This is a genomic window from Streptomyces sp. 4F14, from assembly GCF_048159485.1.
In the GTDB taxonomy this organism is placed as follows: domain Bacteria; phylum Actinomycetota; class Actinomycetes; order Streptomycetales; family Streptomycetaceae; genus Streptomyces.
Map to the genome: position 1 here is coordinate 350,541 of NZ_JBLRVY010000001.1, position 17,644 is coordinate 368,184.

The following is a 17,644-nucleotide window of genomic DNA, read 5'->3' on the forward strand; positions in this document are numbered from 1 at the left end:
TGCTGTAGCGGGGGGTCTGGGGTCGAGGGAGGCAGATCAGTCGTGGTTCCAGCTGAGTGACAGGCGTTCCGGACCTCGGGTGAGCACTCCGGACTTCCAGACGACGTCCGCCTCGGACTCGTGGAACCGCAGGCCCGGGAACCGGGTCAGCAGGGTGCGCAGGGCAACCTGCAGTTCCACCCGGGCGAGCGGAGAACCCAGACAGTGGTGTGTGCCGTGCCCGAAGGCGAGGTGGGGGGCCTCATGGCGCTCCAGGTCGAGCCGGTGGGGGTAGGTGAACACGGATTCGTCCCGGTTGGCCGAGTGCAGGGCGACCGTCACCGCCTCGCCGGCCCGTACCGTCACCCCACCGACCTCGACGTCCTCCAGGGCGTAGCGCGCGAAGGCGGTGCCGATGGACAGCGGGACGAAGCGCAGGAGTTCCTCCACCGCCTGCGGGATCCGGTCCAGATCGGCGCGCAGGATCGCGAGCTGTTCGGGGTGGGTGAGCAGCACATACACGAAGTCGGTGATCTGCGTGGCAGTGGTCTCGAAGCCGCCGACGAGGATGCCGGAGAGCATGGTCTGCAGCTCTCCCTCGGAGAGCCGGTCGTCCTCGTCCCGTGCGGCGACGAGGTCGCCGATCAAGTCGTCGCGGGGATTCTCGCGGTGTTCGGCGATCAGGCCGGCCATGTACGCGGTCAGGCTTTCCCGGTGCCCGGCCGCCTCTTCCGCCGTGTACTTGGTGGTGGCGATGAACGCCTCGGCCCAGACGTGGAACTCCTCCCGGTCCTCGAAGGGCACTCCGAGCAGGGCGCTGATCACGCTGATCGGTAACGGCAGCGCGAAGTCGGTGACCAGATCGGCGGGAGCACCTTTGGTGAGCATCCTGTCAGCCAGAGCGGCGGCGATCCGCTCGATCCGGGGCCGCCAGTCCTCGACCCGCTTGACGGTGAACGCCTTGGCCGCGAGCCGGCGGAGGCGGGCGTGCTCCGGCGGATCCATGATCATGAGAGCGTCCGGCGGGGTGGGGAAAGACCGCATACGTGGCTCGTCGCGGTGGACGCTCTCGTTCCGGCTGAAGCGGGGGTCACTGAGGACCAACCGCGCGTCCTCGTAGCGGGTGGCCAGCCAGGCGGGCTCGCCGTAGGGGAGCTGGACCCGGCTCAGTGGCTGCTCCTTCCTGAGCGTGGAGTACAGAGGGCTGAGATCGAGTTTCTCGGCCATGAACGGGTACGTGGCGGGCCGGGAGACCGGCATGGTCGACTCCTTGGCGGGGCAAAGGAACTCACTAACCGAGAGGATGCTATCGGTAAGGCGATCGGTGTGTTCAACTCAATGGATAGTTCGGTATCGGTTGCTAAAGTGGAACGGTGACTGGTGAAATTCCGCGTCGACTGCGCGCCGACGCCGCCCGCAACTCCGAGAAGATCCTTCGGGCCGCGCGCGCGATCTACGCCGAGAGTGGCCCCGATGCCTCACTCGAGGAGATCGCCCGTCGCGCCGGTGTCGGCATCGCGACGTTGTACCGACGGTTCCCGAACAAGGAGCAACTCGTCCGGGCGGCGCTGGAGCAGAAGATCACCGAGGAGATGGCGCCCGCGATCAGCCGAGCGCTCGATGACAGCGATCCCTTGCGGGGGCTCGCGACCCTGTGGGAGGCATCGGTCTCCTTCGCGGCACGCGAACGAGCCATGCTGGGCGCGATGAGCCATGCCGGCTCCTTGGCTTCGGAGCTCTCCGCACCGTTCTACGAGGCGCTGATCCTCGTGGCGCGACGGGCACAGATCGCCGGACGTGTCCGCGCTGACCTCGTTCCCGACGACCTCCACCGGATCACGGTGATGCTGCTCAGTGTTCTGCACACGACGCAGCCCGACAGTGACGGGTGGAAGCGCTACATCACCCTGATGCTCGACGGCCTTGCTCCTGCGCAGCCCACGGCGCTTCTGTCGCCGGAGCCGCTCAGGCAGACGCGGACACGGGGTTCCCGGCCCGCCTGACGAAGAGCCGTGGCCCACGGCTGCCTCACTCCCGCAGGTTCGCGCCACCGCGGACCGACCACCTCCGGCCGTTGACCCACTCTCCGTGGTCGCAGAGCAGCAGGGCCACCGTCGCGGCGATGTCGGCGGGCCTGCCGAATCGGGTGCTTCGGATGTCGTGTCCCGGCTGCGGCGCGGGGTGCCTTGGCGTTGCAGGGACTCGGTCACGACTCGGCCCGGTGCCACCGCGTTGCAGCGGACCCCCTCCCGGCCCCAGCGCGAGGCGATGTGCCGGGCCAGGGCGTTGACCCCGGCCTTCGAGGAGGAATACGCGGGCAAAACAGGCAGACCGGACGATGTCCCTCCGGAGGAGCAGTTGACGATGGCGCCACCGCCCGCGGCGAGCAGATGCGGGATGGCCGTCCGGCAGGCCAGGGTGTGTCCGAGCAGGTTTACCTCGAAGGTACGGCGCCAGATCTCCACATCCATGCCGAGCAGGTCGGTGTCCCGGTCGGGCACCGCGTCCGGAACATTGGCACCCACGTTGAAAAGGCCGTCCAGCCCGCCGAGTTCGGCCACGGCGCGATCGATCAGCGCCCGCACGGAGCGCTCGTCTGCCAGGTCGACGTACACGGAGACGGCGGTTCCGCCGCCCTCGGCGATGCGCCTGCCCGTTGCCTCCGTGCCGGAAAGGTTCAAGTCGCCGATGACCACCGACGCGCCCTCCTCCGCGAGCCGTTCGGCCGTGGCGGCGCCGATCCCGGTGGCTCCGCCGGCGATGACGATCCGTCTGTCTTGCAGGCATCTCATGTCCTTCTCCTGGGTCTGCCGCTGGAGGGGGTCGTGGGACCGGCGGCCGGGGGTGGCGCGAACCGCCAGTCCCACGGTGCGCCGCCCGACCTGTCCCCGGTGTGGCGGCGCCAGGGGCCCCCTCCGCTGCGGAGGCGGCCCGTCTGTGGGTTCCCTCGCCTACCAGGTGACCGGCAGTTCGTGGACGCCGAAGGCGGCCATGGTGCCCCGGAACGGGATCTCTTCCAGGGGTGCGGCCAGGCGGAGGCCGGGCAGCCTGCGCAGCAGCCGGGGCAGCGCCTCCGTCAGTTCCACCCGGGCGAGGTTCTGGCCGAGGCACTGGTGGATGCCGTAGCCGAAGGCGATGTGGCCGCGGGTGCTGCGGGTGATGTCGAGGGAGCCGGCGTCGTCCATGAAGGAGGGGTCGTGGTTGGCGGCGGGCAGGTTGACGGCGATGATGTCGCCGGCTTTGACCTCCTGGCCGCCGATGACGAGGTCCTCGTGGGCGGCGCGCCAGATCATGTCCTGGGCGATGGAGAGGTAACGCAGCAGTTCCTCGATGGCGTTCGCGACCACCTTGGGGTCGTCGCTGTCCCGGACCAGGGCCGCCTGCTCCGGGTGCTCCAGCAGGGTCAGTGTGCCCAGGCCGATCATGTTGGCGGTGGTCTCGTGGCCGGCGATGAGCAGGACGAGGCCGTTCATGGCCACTTCCTCCGGCTTGAGCTCACCCGTCTCGACGCGCTCGGCGATCAGCCGGCTGATCAGGTCGTCGCCGGGCTCGCGCTGCTTGCGCTGCACGAGCTCCATCAGGAAACCGAACAGCTCGGCGCTCGCATGGCTCTTCTCCTGCGGGGTGACGTCCGGCTGGTTGATCGTGATGCTGTGCTTCTGGAAGAACTCGTGATCCTCGTACGGCACCCCGAGCAGCAGGGAGATGACCAGGGACGGCATCGGAAGCGCGAAGGACGCGACGAGATCGGCCGAGTCGCCCTTGGCGGTCATCTCGTCGATGAACCGGTCGACCATCGCCCGCACCTGGGGGCGCATCGCCTCCATGCGCTTGACCGTGAAGTCCTTGGTCAGCATCAGGCGGATCCGGGCGTGCTCGGGGTCGTCCATGCGCGGGAACGCTGGTACCTGCTGCTGTTCCCCGCCCGGGTGCATCCGGGGGTATCGGATGGTGTCGGCGCTGATGCGCTGGTCGGACAGGACGAGTTTGACGTCCTCGTGGCGGGTGACGACCCAGGCGGTCTCACCGTTCCACAGCCGCACCTTCTGCAGCCCGTCCCCCAGGCGCCACTGCTCGTACTCGGCGGGCAGATCGAGCGGACAGCGTGCGGAGCGGGCGGCGGGGTAGGCCGGCAGATCGAGGTTGCCGGTCGGGTCGGTGGCCGTGTTCATGGGTCCTCCAGTGGGGGTTGTGGGGGTTGGCGGGTAGAGGGGAGCTGCGGATGTGGGGCTATGCGACGACGGCGCCGATGACGGCTTCCGTCCAGGCGGTGCCGGCCGCGACGAGCGAACGCCAGGCGCGTACGGCCTTGGGCGGCAGCCCCGCGGCGAGTACGCCGGTCAGCCGTTCGCCCCGGCGGTAGACGATGAGCAGCCGCCGCGCGTCCTCGGCCTGCAGGACGAGTGCCTCGTCGTGACCGCGCAGGTAGCCGTACGCGTGGATCTTGACGTCGTACTGGTCGGACCAGAAGTACGGCACCGGCGCGAACGGACGTCGCTGGTCGGGGGTGAGGTGGTTGCGGGCGACGGCCATGGCCTGCTCGGCGGCGTTCGTACGGTGCTCGATGCGCATCGGCGTGCCGAAGAGCGGGTTGTGCCAGCGGGCCACGTCGCCGACTCCGTACACGCCGGGCGCCGCGGCGCAGTACTCGTCGCACAGCAGCCCGTCCTGGAGGACCAGGCCGCTGCTGTCCAGCCATTCGGTGTTGGGCAGGGAGCCGATGGCCACGAGGACGTCGTCGGCGGGCAGGACGCTGCCGTCGGACAGCAGGACACCGGTGACCCGGCCGGCGGAGCTCTGGATCTCGTGGACCGAGGTGTTGGTGCGCACGTCCACGCCCTGGGCCAGCTGTAGCCGGGTCAGGAACCGTCCGGCTTCGTCGCCGACGGCCTGGCCCATGGGGACCGTGCCCGCCTCCACGAGCGTCACCGTGACGCCCAGCGCGCGGGCCGTGGCTGCCACCTCCGCCCCGATGAAGCCGCCTCCGACGATCACCAGTCGGCGGTCCGGCCACAGGCGTTCCTTGAGCGCCAGCGCGTCCCCGACGGTCCGCAGCACATGCACACCGGACACGCCGTCGCAGCCCGGCAGGCGGCGCGGGCGGACACCGGTGGCGACGACCAGCGCGTCGTACGGCACCCGGCTTCCGTCCGCCAGGTGCACCTGGCGGGAATCGCGGTCCAGCCCTACGGCGGTCGCTCCCAGGCGCAGATCGAGGCCGAGGGCGTAGATGTCCGCCGCCGGGCGCAGGGCCAGACGGTCCGGCTGCCAGTCGCCCTTGAGCAGTTGTTTCGACAGGGGTGGGCGGTCGTAGGGGGCGTGGGGTTCGTCGCCGACGAGGGTGATCGCACCGTCGTAGCGCGCCCGGCGCAGTGCCTCCGCCGTGGCCAGTCCGCCCGCCGAGGCGCCGACCACCACGATCCGGTTCACGAGGCCGCCCCGCGGCCTGGGGCGTCGATGTCGGCTGTCAGTTGCATCAGATGTCTCCTTTGCTGAGCCGTTGCGAAGAACCGCTCGACTCTCCGTACCGATAGCAACTCTCACTTGATGGGGGTCGCGGAACAACCTACCTGAGAAGTAAGTGGTGTTGGATCCGTCATCCGTGGGTCGTATCCGTAAGAACGAACTAGAAAAAGCCGCGTGAAGTGCGGTTTCTGCTCATTGACGCCTGCTTCAAAAAAACGATAGCGTCAAATCGTTTAGCGGCTTCAGGCCCTGGACGTCATGGCGTGCGCCCCCCTGCGCCACATGGCGTTCCGCCCCGCCCCTCTCGTGGGCGGAGGCCAGTTCACTTGCGGAAAGAGGCGAAGCATGACTGAGGCGTATCGGAACCTGATCGGCGGCACGCTGCGACCACCGGAGTCGGGGCGATGGCTCGACGCGGAGAACCCGGCGACCGGTGAGGTCTGGGCCCGGATCCCCGCCGGCGGCCAGGCGGACGTGGACGCCGCGGTCGCCGCCGCGAAGGAGGCATTCCCCGGCTGGTCGGCGCTGCCGGCGGCGGTCCGCGGCTTCCACCTGCAGCAGGTGGCGAAGGTCTTCGCCGAACACGGCGAGGAACTGGCCCGGCTGGAGACCCGCGACAACGGCCGCCTTCTCAGGGAGAACATTCAACGCGCCGGAATCGGCATGGCGTTCGTGTGGAACCAGGCCGCGGGCCGGACGCTGGAGGCGGTCACCGGCGACAGCGTCGTGCTCGACCCGACCAGCTTCGGCTTCACCCGGCGCGAGCCCTACGGAGTCGTTGCGGCGATCGTTCCGTGGAACGCGCCGCTGGCGATGCTGTGCAACAAGGCCGCCATGGCGCTCGCGGCGGGCAACACCGTGGTCGTCAAACCCCCGGAGCAGGCAAGCGTGTCATCGCTGCGCTTCGCCGCTCTCGTCGCCGGAGTGCTGCCGCCCGGGGTCCTGAACATCGTCTCCGGAACCGGCGAGGAGGTGGGCGACCCCCTCGTCCGGCACCGGGACGTCCGCAAAGTCACCATGACCGGGTCGACGCAGACCGGCCGGGCCATCCAGCGGGCGGCGGCTGACACCCTCACCCCGAGCATCTTCGAACTCGGGGGGAAGTCCCCCAACATCGTCTTCGCCGACGCCGACCTCGACGCGGCGGCGCAGGGCGTGACGGTCGAGTCCATCTTCACCGGCAACGCGGGCCAGGTGTGCGTGGCCGGCTCCCGGATCCTCGTCCAGCGGCCGGTCCTCGACGAGATGCTGAAGCGCATCGGCGCGATCGTCGAGGACATCGTCCTGGGCAACCCGGCCGACGACGCCACCACCATGGGCCCCCTCATCTCCCGGGAGCAGTACGACCGTGTCGTCGGCTACCTCAAGTCCGGTGCGCAGGAAGCCGAGTTGGTCTTCGGCGGTCGGCACGGCCCGGAGCTGGTCCCCGAACTGCCGGGGGGCTACTGGGTCGAACCCACCCTCTTCACCAGCACGGACAACTCGCTGAGCATCTGTCAGGAGGAGATCTTCGGCCCCGTCGCCGTGATCATCCCCTTTGACACCGACGACGAGGCCCTGGCTCTGGCCAACGACAGCCGTTACGGCCTGGCTTCCGGGGTGTGGACCCGTGACCTGGCCCGTGCCCACCGCTTCGTCCGCGACCTCGACGCGGGCAACGTGTGGGTCAACGCCTACCGCCAGACGCGGTACGAGCTGCCGTTCAGCGGCGTGAAGGACAGCGGCTACGGCCACGACGCCGTCCTGGAGTTCACCCGGGAGAAGGCCGCCGTCATCAAGGCATGACACCCCGGCACACATCCCTACCACGCCTGCCGACGAGCCCGTCGGCATGCCTGCCCCACCACAACGCCCCCACCACAAGAAGGAGAAATCGCATGGGTGACATGGACGGCAAGGTCGCAGTGATCACCGGAGCCGGCGCGGGCATGGCCAAAGCCTGCGCGGAGCTGTTCGTCCAGCACGGTGCCAAGGTCGTCGCCGCCGACATCAGCGGAAAGGAGAAGGACACCGCGGCCGAACTCGGCGAGGCGGTCGTACCCGTCCACTGCGACGTTTCACAGGAGGACCAAGTCGTCTCGATGTTCGAGACAGCGGTACGCGAATTCGGCCGCGTGGACGCCGTACTGAACGTGGCCGGCATCGCCGACGGAGCGCCGCTCGCCGACTCCACCCTGGAGATGTACGACCGGATCATGGCCGTGGACCTCAAGGGCGTGTTCCTCGGTACCAAGCACGGAATCCGCACCATGCGCGCCACCGGCGGCGGCGCGATCGTCAACTGGGCCTCACTGGCGGCCCTGGCCACCTCCGGCGCCTATGCCAGTGTCTACTCGGCCGCCAAGGCGGGCGTCATAGCACTGACCCGGGCAGCGGCGACCGAGTACGCCACCGACGGGATCCGCGCCAACTCGCTCTGCCCCGGCATCATCCTCACCGACATGGGCCAGAACGCGGTCCAGGCGGCCCCGGAGAAGCTCCAGAAGCCGGCGATGCAACGCGGCGGCACCCCCCAGGAGGTTGCCGAACTGGCTCTCTTCCTCGCCTCGGAACGCTCCTCCTACCTCACAGGGCTGGCCATTCCGATCGACGGCGGCTGGGGATCGCTGCTCCGCTGAGTGCACCCGTCACCAGGCAGTGCGCGCGGTGACGCAGGGGAGCCGGAACACAAATCGTGGGAGTTTCCCGGGAATCGGAGCGTTCGGCACGTGCGGCGGACGCTCCGGCCCTGGGCCAGTGCCGCGGATTCCCGGAGAACTCCCAGGACCTCTCCGGAACCTCGCATGCGCGGCGGACAGGCTGGGCGAGCTCGACGACACGCGGCCCCGCGCCGCGTGCGTCACCGAAACACAGCGGAGTACCTCTGACATGACTGCCATCACCGTCGGACCCGGGCAGGGAAGGTCGGCACAGGCCGCGCCCGCCCGCCCCGAAAGCCCCTTGGAGAACGCCCTGGAGGGGGCGGCGGCCGTCCTGTGCGCCCTCATCGCCATGGTGGCCGTTTCCGCACTGGCCCTGTGGCTGCTGGACGCGGAATCCCTGGGATCGCTGTGGTCCCTGGCGCTCACGGTGACGGCCATGGCTGTCGGGGGCTCGGTGAGCCCGGCGGCGGCGTCCTCCGGGGCGGAGGGCTCCGGAGGGCTGTCGGGCCTGCTGGGCGGCGGAGGGCTGAGCCCGACCATGAGCGGCACGGTCGACGCCGTGCCGCTCATGGTGACCCTGCTCGGCGCCATGGTGCTGTGGCTGGCGTTCTCGTGGCGGATACGGTGCCGGCCGTTCACCGCGGATGAGCTGGCCGGGCGGACCGCCGGAGCCGCGGCGACGGCCCTGCTGGGCTTCCTGACCGTGGCCGAACTCGCGGAAGGCTCCTTCCGTGTGCCAGCGTCCGCGATGAGCGGAATGCGCGGAGAGGACTCCACGTCAGGAGGTCTCGGCATCGGCAACAGCCCGCTGGGCGAGCTGTTCGGCGGCGGGCTCGGCCAGCGTCTGGGCGGTGGTTCCACCATCTCCCAGGGCATGGTGATGCGCTATCAGGTCCAGGCCGGTTCGGCCGTACTGGGCGGGCTTTTGTGGGTGACCGTGGTGATCGCCCTCGGCTGCCTGATCACCCGGCGGGCTCACCTGCCGCTGCCATGGCAGACCGGCCGACTGCGTGCCGCGTGGGCGCCGAGCGTCTCGGCGGTTGCGCGCATGCTCCTGCTGATGACCGTCGTTCCGCTGATCGCCCTCGTGTTCGTCGGCATCGTCGTCGGCGGGAAGGGCGCGACCGCCGCCGGCGCCGCCCTCCTGCTGGCCCCCGACACGGTGGTCGTCTTCGTGACCCTGGGCCTGGGCGTCTCCTGGACGGCCTCGACACACCAGGCGCAGAGCGAGGACGGCAACCCGCTCGCCTCACTGCTGCGCAGGCTGGGCGGCGCACAGGCGCAGGCGCGTCCCGACCGCGTCGAGCACCTCAGGGACCTGTCGGCAGGCGGCTGGCCGCTGCGGCTCCTGGCCCTGCTGGTGACCGGTCTCGCCCTGCTGGCCTGCGGTTACGCGGCGGCACGGGCCACAGCACGGACACCGGCCCACGCTCCGAGCGGCCACCGGACACGCCATGGGCAGCACCTTGCACCGGCAGCACGCCTCGGGGTCGTCCTGGGCGTGGCCCTGGGCCTGACGACCTGGCTCACGCAGGCATCCGGCCAGATCTCGGCGACCATGTTCCGAACGCCTCACCCGGCTAGTGGAGGACATGCTGCTTCTCGCCCGGCTCGACGAACAGTCCCTGAGAACCGCCGGCGGCGCCCCGGGACAGGGAGCCGGTTCACCTGACCCGTTCCCGCTGGGCCTGGACTGCGCCCCGATGGATCTGCGCACCCTGGCGGCCGACGCCCTCCACGACGTCCGGGCGCTCGACGCCGCCCGGCCCGTGACCCTCACCGGGCCGGACGGCGACGGCCCGCCGGCCTCCGCCCTCGCTCTCGCCGACGAGTCCCGCCTCCGCCAGGTCGTCACCAACCTGATCGGCAACGCCGTCAGGCACACACCACCCGGTACGCCGATCCGCATCGGCGTGGGCACCGACGGCGGCCACGCGGTCCTGGAGGCCGCCGACGAAGGCTCCGGCCTCACGGAGGAACAGGCCCACCGAATCCTCGAACGCTTCTACCGCGCTGATACCTCACGGACCCGCGCCACCGGGGGAGCGGGACTCGGCCTGGCCATCGTGCAGTCGCTGGTCACCGCGCACGCGGGACATGTGGACGTGCGGTCGGCACCGGGCCGGGGCGCCACCTTCCGCGTCCTGCTGCCCCCACCCCCAGACCCTCGCACCGAACCGCGCACCTCCGTGCGGCCCCAGGTGGACGCCTCGGCCGTCGGCGCGGCTCTCCGCTGAGTACCCCCACTGATCCCCCCCCCACATTCAAGGAGATCCCGTGAAACGACGCACGCTACTGGCTCTCGCCCTCACCTCGTCCCTCGCCTTCCCGGTGACAGTGACGGCGATGGCGGCGACACCCACCCCAGCCGACGAGGAACGCTCCTCGCGCGTCACCGGCGTCGAGGTGACGCGCAAGGAGTCGCTGGGCACGTTCGGCGGTGTGCCGTACGAGCGGTTGGTCGGGACCGTCTCAGGAACCGTGTCGGCCGGGGAACCCGTGGCGGGACTCGACTCGGCCGCCGGGACCGACGGGGTCCACACCTACACCTCGGGCTTCGAGCTGATCCGCCCGGTCGGACGGGACCAGCGCAGCGAGGTCGTGGTGGAGGTGGAGAACCGGGGCATTCCCCTGCTGCTCCACGGCTACAACTCGATACAGGACCCGCCGCCCGTAGGAGCCCCGCAGGACGTCACGTACCCGTCGGGCATGGGCGACGGCTTCCTGTTCGCCGAAGGACGCTCCTACGCGCGGGTCCAGTGGCAGACCGGCATCTCACCGGGAGTGCCGGAATCGGCCCAGGGCGTCGGCCAGGTCATCGTCCGTGACTTCGGGCGGCTGCTGCGCAGCGGACGGCTCGAAGGCGAGGACTCGCCACTCTGCGCGTACGAGCACCGGTTGCTCGTGGGGTTGAGCCAGGCCAGCTGGTTCGTCACCAGCTTCGTCGCCGAGGGCTTCAACGACGCCGACGGACGCGTCTTCCAGGGCGCCTACGCCCAGGACGGCACCGGCAACCAGCTCGCGATCAACGGCGTCGCCGCGGCGGACGGCGAGTCACAGGTGCCCTACATGAGGCCGGACGGTGTGCCGCTCACTCCTGGGCAGGTGTTGCGCCGACCGGCGACGGATCCCGTCTTCGTGGACGTGGCGGCCTACACGGACTACTACCGGCTCCGGGCCAGTGTCTCCCGGCAGGCCGACCCGGCCGACGGCTACCACCGCTACGACTGGCCGGCCGCCCACAACCCGGCAATCAGCGCCGACGCGGCGGACACCGCGTTCCAGCGCTTCGGCTGCAATGACGGAAAGCCGATCCCGCTCAGTCCCCTGCACAGCGAACCCTACGGCCGTGCCCTGCTCGTGGCGTTGGAACGCCGTCTCGGCATCGGCGGTCCGCGCGAGAAGATGCCGCCCGAGCAGGTGTTCACAGCGGGTGCGCGTCCCGCCGATCCGGCACTCCTCAACGGCCTGCCCGACCGGGAGGTGACGGTGCCGCGAACGGACGCGGACGGTTTCCCGATCGGCGGAGTGCGCTTTCCCGCGGCCGATCTGCCGCTCGGCTCACCGGTTCCGCCCGCGGTGGCTCCGGTGTCCACGGCGAGCATCACCGCGGTGTGCGGCAACTACGGGGGGTGGCAGCCGTACACGGCGGACGAACTGCGCCGGCGTTACGGTTCGCTCGACGACTACCTCAGCGCCTACGACGCCCGGGTCACCCGCCTGATCGCGAGCGGGCTCCTCCTTGAGAGGGACCGCGGGCCCCTGCTCGACCGGGCTTCGGAGGAATGGCCGAAGGCACCGACCGGGTCGTGACCCACGGGGTCCGCCCCGCCCGCCGGACATCTCTCCGCGTGCAGGGATCCGAGCCGTGTGAAGCCGGGGCTCGGCGGGTGTGGGCGGATCCTCGCTTCGGCGAGGCGTCGGTGAAGCCCGGTCAGACGGCCGACCAGCCGTTGTCCACCGGGAGGATGACACCGTTGATGTTGCTCGCGGCGGCGGAGGCCAGGAAGACGATGGCCGCGGCCTGTTCGTCCGTGGTCGCCCGGCGTCCGACGTTGACCATGTACTTGCCGAGCACGCCCACTCCGTGCGACTCGATGTCCAGCCCGGCCGTGATACTCGTCGTCGTGCCGCCGGGAGCGATCGCGTTGGTCCGCACGCCCTGGTCGCGGTACGTCACCGCGAGGGACTTGGTGAGCCCGGCGATCCCGTGCTTGGAGGCGGTGTACGCGGCACCGGCCGCGCTGCCCCGCAGGGACGCCTCGGAGGCGGTGAACACGATCGCCCCGTCACCCGTGGCCAGCAGGTGAGGCAGCGCAGCGCGGGTCAGCAGGAAGGGCGCGGTGAGGTTGACCCGCAGGACGCGCTCCCACTCCTCGTCGCCGATGTCGGCCACGGCGGACATCCGGTCCATGATTCCGGCGTTGTTCACCAGGACGTCGATGCCTCCGCAGGCGTCCACGGCCGTGGTGACGACCCGGTCGACGACCTCCTGGTCGCTCAGGTCGCCGATCGCGGTGACAGCGGTGCCGCCCGCCACCGCTATGGCCTCCGCCGTCGCTTCGGTGCCTTCGGCGTTGATGTCCGCGAGGACGACGCGGGCGCCCTGCGCGGCGAAGAGCAGGGCGGCGGTTCGGCCGATGCCCGAGCCGGCTCCCGTGACGATCACGGACTTGCCGGACAGACCTGTGGTGCTGTTCATGTGTGGATGCTCCCTGGTGGTGTCGGAGACCGGTGAGTCCGGGGAAAGGGCTCACGTGCCTGCGTCGACACTAGGAAGAGCCAGGCCGCGCCCCGAGCCTCCACAGGACCCAAAACGGGCGGGGCGATGAGTACCGGGGTACTGCCACGCCTCGTCCGAAAGGTGGCCGGACAGCCTGCCGCGCCGGTTGCGGCGTGGCTCTGACCACGGGCCGGCTGTCGACGTCGCGGTGCTTCGGGTGCTTCGGGAGGAGGACGACCAGTACCGGAGGAGGATGCGGCAGCGGCGTATTCGCTTCCCCGGTGCCGTGGGCGGCTGGATTTTCCCGCCTAGCTTGATGGACGGGTCACGCAGACCCACCCAGTTCTCGTCATCCATCTCGTTGTTTTCCCAGGTGGGAGTAACTCCTGTGGCCACGTTCCTCTACAGACTCGGCCGGTTCGCGTTCAGACGTCGCCGCCTCGTGGTAATGCTGTGGATCGCCATCCTGGCTGTTGTCGGCATCGGCTCCGCGAGCGTGTCCGGCACGACGTCGGACCAGTTCACCATTCCCGGCACCCAGTCCCAGAAGGCGCTGGACCTGCTCGACAAGGAGTTCCCCCAGGCATCCGCTTCCGGTGCCACCGCCCGAGTCGTCTTCGAGGCACCCGACGGGCAGAAGCTGACGTCCGGGGCCAACAAGACCGAGGTCGAGTCGCTGATCGCCGGCCTCAAGAAGGCTCCCCAGGTGGCGAGCGTCAGTGACCCCTACGCCAGTCGTCTGGTCAGCCAGGACGGCACCATCACCTACGCCCAGGTGACGTACAAGGTTGCCCAGGCCGACATCACCACCGAGGCACGGGACGCCTTGCACGCCGTCGCCGACAAGGGCGAGAAGGCGGGCCTGGCGGTCAGCCTGGGCGGCAACGCCGTCAACGAGAAGGAGGGCGCCAACGCCGGCGAACTGATCGGTCTGGCGGTGGCCGCCGTGGCGCTGGTGATCACTTTCGGGTCCCTGCTCGCCGCCGGCCTGCCGCTTCTGACCGCGCTCCTGGGAGTCATCATCGCGATCCTGTCGATCACCATCGCGACCGCGATATGGGACATGAGCGGCTCGGCGTCGACGCTCGCGCTGATGCTGGGCCTGGCGGTCGCCATCGACTACGCCCTGTTCATCGTCTCCCGCTACCGCAGCGAGATCAGGGCGGGCCACGAACCCGAGGACGCCTGCGGGCGAGCCCTGGGTACGGCCGGATCAGCGGTCGTGTTCGCCGGCCTGACCGTGGTCATCGCACTGGCCGGCCTCAGCGTCGTCGGCATCCGGCTGCTGACGGACCTGGGTCTGGCGGCGTCGTTCGCGGTCGTCGTGGCCGTCGTCGTCGCCCTGACCCTGCTGCCCGCGGTGCTGGGCTTCGCCGGGATGCGCATCATGAAGGGCGATCTCCAGACCAAGCGCATGCGGGCGCTGGAGCGCGGCGAGGGCGAGCCGATGGGCGTGCGCTGGGTGCAGCACGTCATCCGCCACCCGTGGCGGGCGCTCGTGGTCTCGGTCGCCGCCCTCGGTGTGCTGGCCATCCCGGCGCTGTCGATGCGCCTGGGTATGCCGGACGACAGCACGGCTCCCGCAGGGAGCACCCAGCGGGTCGCCTACGACACGTTGAGCAAGGGATTCGGCCCGGGCTACAACGGCCCGCTCACGGTCGTCGTCGACGCCCGGGACAGCAAGGACCCGAAGGCCGCCGCCGAGGAGACGGTCACCGTGCTGGGCAAGCTGCCCGATGTCGCCTCCGTGAGCCCGGCCGTCTTCAACACCTCCGGTGACGTGGCCCTGATCCGGGCCGTCCCCAAGGGTTCCCCGAGCAGCCAGGACACGGTGGACCTGGTCGGGGAGATCCGTGACACCACCGCCCCGGCCGTGCAGCGAGCCACGGACGCCGAGGTCGTGATCACCGGTACGACAGCCCTGAACATCGACGTCTCCGACAAGCTCGGCGACGCCCTCGTGCCCTACCTCCTGGTGGTCGTCGGCCTGGCGCTGATCCTGCTGCTGCTCGTCTTCCGCTCGATCCTGGTGCCCGTCAAGGCGACGCTGGGCTTCCTGCTCAGTGTGGTGGCGACCCTGGGCGTCCTGGTCGCGGTCTTCCAGTGGGGCTGGCTCAAGGACGTCTTCGGCGTCGACACCACCGCGCCCATCGTGAGCGTGATGCCGATCTTCATGATCGGTGTGGTCTTCGGCCTTGCCATGGACTACCAGGTCTTCCTCGTCACCCGGATGCGGGAGGAGTACGTCCACGGTGCCGAGCCCACAGAGGCGGTGGTCGCGGGCTTCCGGCACGGCGCCCGTGTGGTGACGGCCGCGGCGATCATCATGATCTCCGTCTTCGCCGGATTCCTGCTCGCCGACGCCGCACTGATCAAGTCGATCGGTCTGGGGCTCGCCTCGGCCGTCCTCTTCGACGCCTTCGTGGTCCGTATGACGATCGTGCCCGCGGTCATGACCCTGCTGGGCCGCCGGGCCTGGGCACTGCCTGGGTGGCTGGACCGCAGCCTGCCCAACGTCGATGTCGAGGGCGAGAAGCTGCGGCACGTCCTGGACGGGCCGACCGACACGACAGGGCCGGACGGGGAAAACAGGCCCACAAGCGCGAAGGACAGGCTGCTCGCGCCCGCCCGCCGGGGCCAGGACTGACCACCGCGCCGCTTACATTAGCCCGGCGCAGGTGATCCCACGGCAGTGGGATCACCCCTTCAATCGCCGTCCGTCGGTCCTCACTCCCCCCAAGGCCGACGGACGGTCCGCCGGTAGTTCGGAGACACACGCCGTGACCTCAGCATCGAAGAACTCCCCGGCCGAACCCGGCACCCTGCTGGGCAGCTCGGAGGACCGCACGGTGGTCCGGGTCCTGACTCTGCTGGCCTCCCTGGGCCGGGCGGACCAGGCGCACCCCCATGTCAAGAGGTGGGGGATGCCGATCCTGTGCGCCGCGCTCGGCCTCCAGCCGCTGGTGGAATACCCCGGCCCGGGACCCGCGCTCCCGGTCTCACTGGGTCTGCTGGCCGGAATCACCGTCCCGCTGCTGTGGCGCCAGAGCCGTCCTGTTCTGGTGTTCACGGTCGTCACGGGGTTCTCCGTGGCGGAGGCCGCCTGTGGTGTCCTGACCAACGCGCACTTCCTCGCCCAGCTGATCATGCTGTACAACCTGGCCCGCTTCGCCTCGCCCCTCGCTCTGGCCGGGGCCGTGTCGGTCGTCGTACCCCAGACGGTGATCACCACCCTCGCCTTCTCCTCCGACGTACAGCTCAAGCGCATCACCACCGCCCTGGCACTGGCCGTCATGCTGTCGCTGTGCATGCTCGCGATGGCGGGACTGGGCCTGGGCGGCCGGGTGGCCCGCCTGTACATCACCGCTCTGCAGGACCAGGCGGTACGGCTGGAGGTGGAGCGCGACCAGCGGGCCCAGCTCGCAGAAGCAGCGGAGCGGGCCCGCATCTCCCGGGAGATGCACGACATCCTCGGCCACACCCTGGCCGTCATGGTCGGTCTTGCCGACGGCGCGACCGGACTGACCGAGGCCAACCCCAAGCGGGGCGCCGAGACACTGCAGATCATCGCCGACAGCGGACGCGGCGCCCTGACGGACCTGCGTCGGCTCCTCGGCACCCTCCGCGAGAACGGCACTGCGTCCTGCGACTCCCCGCTGGCACCCCAGCCAGGTCTGAGTGACCTCAACACCCTCCTGGAAAGGGTCCGGGCCGCCGGCCCCACCGTGACCCTGCACACCGAGGGGGAACTCGCCGGTCTCCCCGCAGGACTCCAACTCACCGTCTATCGCATCGTCCAGGAAGCCCTGACCAACACCCTCAAGCACGCCGCCCTCACGACGACGGTCGACGTGACCGTCGTGGCAACCTCCCACGCGGTACGCGTCGCTGTCGAAGACAGCGGCCCACCGCGCACGCCGCGCGAACACCTTGGCAACGACGGGAGACAAGGGCTCCTCGGTATGCGCGAGCGCGCCTTGCTCTACCAGGGGACCGTGACCACCGGCCCGAACTCCCGGGGCGGCTGGCACGTCCGAGCGGAACTGCACCTCCTCCCACCCACCAACACGCCCACGGAGAATCACCCGGCATGACCACTGTCCTCATCGTCGACGACCAGGCCCTGCAACGCCTCGGCTTCAGCATGCTCATGGAACAGCACCCCGACCTCACGGTCATCGGCGAGGCCACACACGGCGCCGAAGCGGTACGTATGACGGCCGAACTCCACCCGGACGTCGTCCTGATGGACGTACGCATGCCAGGCATGGACGGTATCGAGGCCACCCGACGCATCGTCACCTCCGGTGGCCGCTCCCGCGTGCTGGTCATGACCACCTTCGACCTGGACGAATACGCCTACGACGCGCTGCGCGCCGGAGCCAGCGGATTCCTCCTCAAAGACGCTCTGCCCGCAGAACTCCTCGCCGGAATCCGCGCGGTCGCGGCCGGGGACGCCGTCATCTCACCGGGCCTGACCCGCAAACTCATCGACGCCTTCACCACGCGCTTGCCCGGGCACACTCCTGAGCAGGCGCGACAGCTGGAAGCCCTCACCGAACGTGAGATCGAGGTTCTCACCGCGGTTGCCACCGGATGCAGCAATGCCGAGGTCGCCGAACACCTGCACCTGGCCGAGACCACCGTGAAGTCCCACGTCAGCCGCATCCTCGCCAAGATCGGTGCCCGGGACCGGGTCCAGGCGGTCATCTTCGCCTACGACGTAGGGCTCGTACGGCCGACATGAGCAACCGGCGCGGTGTGGTTCACGAAGCCGAAGAAGGGCCGAGGTCGCCGGACCCGGCCCTGCGCGAGCGGAGACAATCAGAATGAG

Annotated in this window: 12 protein-coding genes and 2 pseudogenes; 9 read left to right on the top strand and 5 right to left on the bottom strand. The window is 69.9% G+C overall.

Annotated features, from left to right (window positions below; translation table 11 throughout):
* Positions 1–36: 36 nt before the first annotated feature.
* Entirely contained in the window at positions 37–1,239 is a 1,203-nt protein-coding gene (locus ACLZOT_RS01440) for a cytochrome P450 (protein ID WP_416966786.1), read from the bottom strand.
* A 113-nt stretch (positions 1,240–1,352) separates the two neighbouring features.
* Between ACLZOT_RS01440 and ACLZOT_RS01445 the strand changes: the two genes are divergently transcribed.
* Positions 1,353–1,982 carry a TetR/AcrR family transcriptional regulator gene (locus tag ACLZOT_RS01445; protein WP_416966787.1) on the top strand — a complete coding sequence of 210 codons (630 nt, stop codon included), beginning with the start codon at positions 1,353–1,355 and terminating at the stop codon, positions 1,980–1,982.
* 234 nt (positions 1,983–2,216) lie between these two features.
* Here ACLZOT_RS01445 and ACLZOT_RS01450 read toward each other — a convergent pair.
* The 3 genes and pseudogenes from ACLZOT_RS01450 to ACLZOT_RS01460 all read right to left on the bottom strand — a co-directional run.
* Positions 2,217–2,771, bottom strand: a pseudogene (locus ACLZOT_RS01450) (SDR family NAD(P)-dependent oxidoreductase); the annotation flags it as partial.
* A 159-nt stretch (positions 2,772–2,930) separates the two neighbouring features.
* Positions 2,931–4,151, bottom strand: coding sequence for a cytochrome P450 (locus ACLZOT_RS01455; protein ID WP_416966788.1), 1,221 nt, complete (start codon positions 4,149–4,151; stop codon positions 2,931–2,933).
* A 58-nt stretch (positions 4,152–4,209) separates the two neighbouring features.
* On the bottom strand, positions 4,210–5,409 hold the full coding sequence (locus ACLZOT_RS01460; protein WP_416966789.1) for an NAD(P)/FAD-dependent oxidoreductase: 1,200 nt from the start codon (positions 5,407–5,409) through the stop codon (positions 4,210–4,212).
* A 381-nt stretch (positions 5,410–5,790) separates the two neighbouring features.
* On the opposite strand from ACLZOT_RS01460, the gene ACLZOT_RS01465 reads away from it, so the two are divergent.
* The 5 genes and pseudogenes from ACLZOT_RS01465 to ACLZOT_RS01485 all read left to right on the top strand — a co-directional run bounded on the left by ACLZOT_RS01465 (position 5,791) and on the right by ACLZOT_RS01485 (position 11,900).
* Positions 5,791–7,230 (top strand): aldehyde dehydrogenase family protein, encoded by a 1,440-nt coding sequence (locus ACLZOT_RS01465; protein WP_416966790.1) that lies wholly within the window; start codon positions 5,791–5,793, stop codon positions 7,228–7,230.
* Between the two features lie 92 nt (positions 7,231–7,322).
* Positions 7,323–8,063 (top strand): SDR family NAD(P)-dependent oxidoreductase, encoded by a 741-nt coding sequence (locus ACLZOT_RS01470; RefSeq protein WP_141573125.1) that lies wholly within the window; start codon positions 7,323–7,325, stop codon positions 8,061–8,063.
* A 373-nt stretch (positions 8,064–8,436) separates the two neighbouring features.
* Positions 8,437–9,759 carry a streptophobe family protein gene (locus ACLZOT_RS01475; RefSeq protein WP_416966959.1) on the top strand — a complete coding sequence of 441 codons (1,323 nt, stop codon included), beginning with the start codon at positions 8,437–8,439 and terminating at the stop codon, positions 9,757–9,759.
* A pseudogene (locus tag ACLZOT_RS01480) lies at positions 9,650–10,324 on the top strand (sensor histidine kinase); the annotation flags it as partial. The gene ACLZOT_RS01475 and the pseudogene ACLZOT_RS01480, both read left to right, overlap by 110 nt.
* A 40-nt stretch (positions 10,325–10,364) precedes the next feature.
* Positions 10,365–11,900, top strand: a complete 1,536-nt coding sequence (locus tag ACLZOT_RS01485; protein WP_416966791.1) for an alpha/beta hydrolase domain-containing protein — start codon at positions 10,365–10,367, stop codon at positions 11,898–11,900.
* 121 nt (positions 11,901–12,021) lie between these two features.
* Here the strand turns inward: ACLZOT_RS01485 and ACLZOT_RS01490 are convergent, their stop codons facing one another.
* A complete protein-coding gene (locus ACLZOT_RS01490; RefSeq protein ID WP_416966792.1) occupies positions 12,022–12,789 on the bottom strand; it encodes an SDR family NAD(P)-dependent oxidoreductase in 768 nt (255 codons plus the stop codon).
* A gap of 409 nt (positions 12,790–13,198) precedes the next feature.
* On the opposite strand from ACLZOT_RS01490, the gene ACLZOT_RS01495 reads away from it, so the two are divergent.
* The 3 genes from ACLZOT_RS01495 (at position 13,199) to ACLZOT_RS01505 (ending at position 17,557) form a co-directional block, all read left to right on the top strand.
* Complete coding sequence (locus ACLZOT_RS01495; RefSeq protein ID WP_416966793.1) at positions 13,199–15,457, top strand: MMPL family transporter; 2,259 nt, start codon at positions 13,199–13,201, stop codon at positions 15,455–15,457.
* A 133-nt stretch (positions 15,458–15,590) separates the two neighbouring features.
* The gene (locus ACLZOT_RS01500) at positions 15,591–16,904 is read left to right on the top strand and encodes a sensor histidine kinase (RefSeq protein WP_416966794.1); all 1,314 of its coding nucleotides are present in this window, start codon (positions 15,591–15,593) and stop codon (positions 16,902–16,904) included.
* Complete coding sequence (locus ACLZOT_RS01505) at positions 16,901–17,557, top strand: response regulator (protein WP_416966795.1); 657 nt, start codon at positions 16,901–16,903, stop codon at positions 17,555–17,557. The genes ACLZOT_RS01500 and ACLZOT_RS01505 overlap by 4 nt, the downstream gene beginning before the upstream one ends.
* Positions 17,558–17,644 lie beyond the last annotated feature (87 nt).

What these genes read in the sequence shown, in the direction of transcription:
- ACLZOT_RS01455 (WP_416966788.1), bottom strand. Translation starts at nt 4,151, where the DNA reads ATGAACACGGCCACCGACCCGACCGGCAACCTCGATCTGCCGGCCTAC.
- ACLZOT_RS01465 (WP_416966790.1), top strand. Translation starts at nt 5,791, where the DNA reads ATGACTGAGGCGTATCGGAACCTGATCGGCGGCACGCTGCGACCACCG.
- ACLZOT_RS01490 (WP_416966792.1), bottom strand. Translation starts at nt 12,789, where the DNA reads ATGAACAGCACCACAGGTCTGTCCGGCAAGTCCGTGATCGTCACGGGA.
- ACLZOT_RS01440 (WP_416966786.1), bottom strand. Translation starts at nt 1,239, where the DNA reads ATGCCGGTCTCCCGGCCCGCCACGTACCCGTTCATGGCCGAGAAACTC.
- ACLZOT_RS01475 (WP_416966959.1), top strand. Translation starts at nt 8,437, where the DNA reads ATGGTGGCCGTTTCCGCACTGGCCCTGTGGCTGCTGGACGCGGAATCC.
- ACLZOT_RS01505 (WP_416966795.1), top strand. Translation starts at nt 16,901, where the DNA reads ATGACCACTGTCCTCATCGTCGACGACCAGGCCCTGCAACGCCTCGGC.
- ACLZOT_RS01470 (WP_141573125.1), top strand. Translation starts at nt 7,323, where the DNA reads ATGGGTGACATGGACGGCAAGGTCGCAGTGATCACCGGAGCCGGCGCG.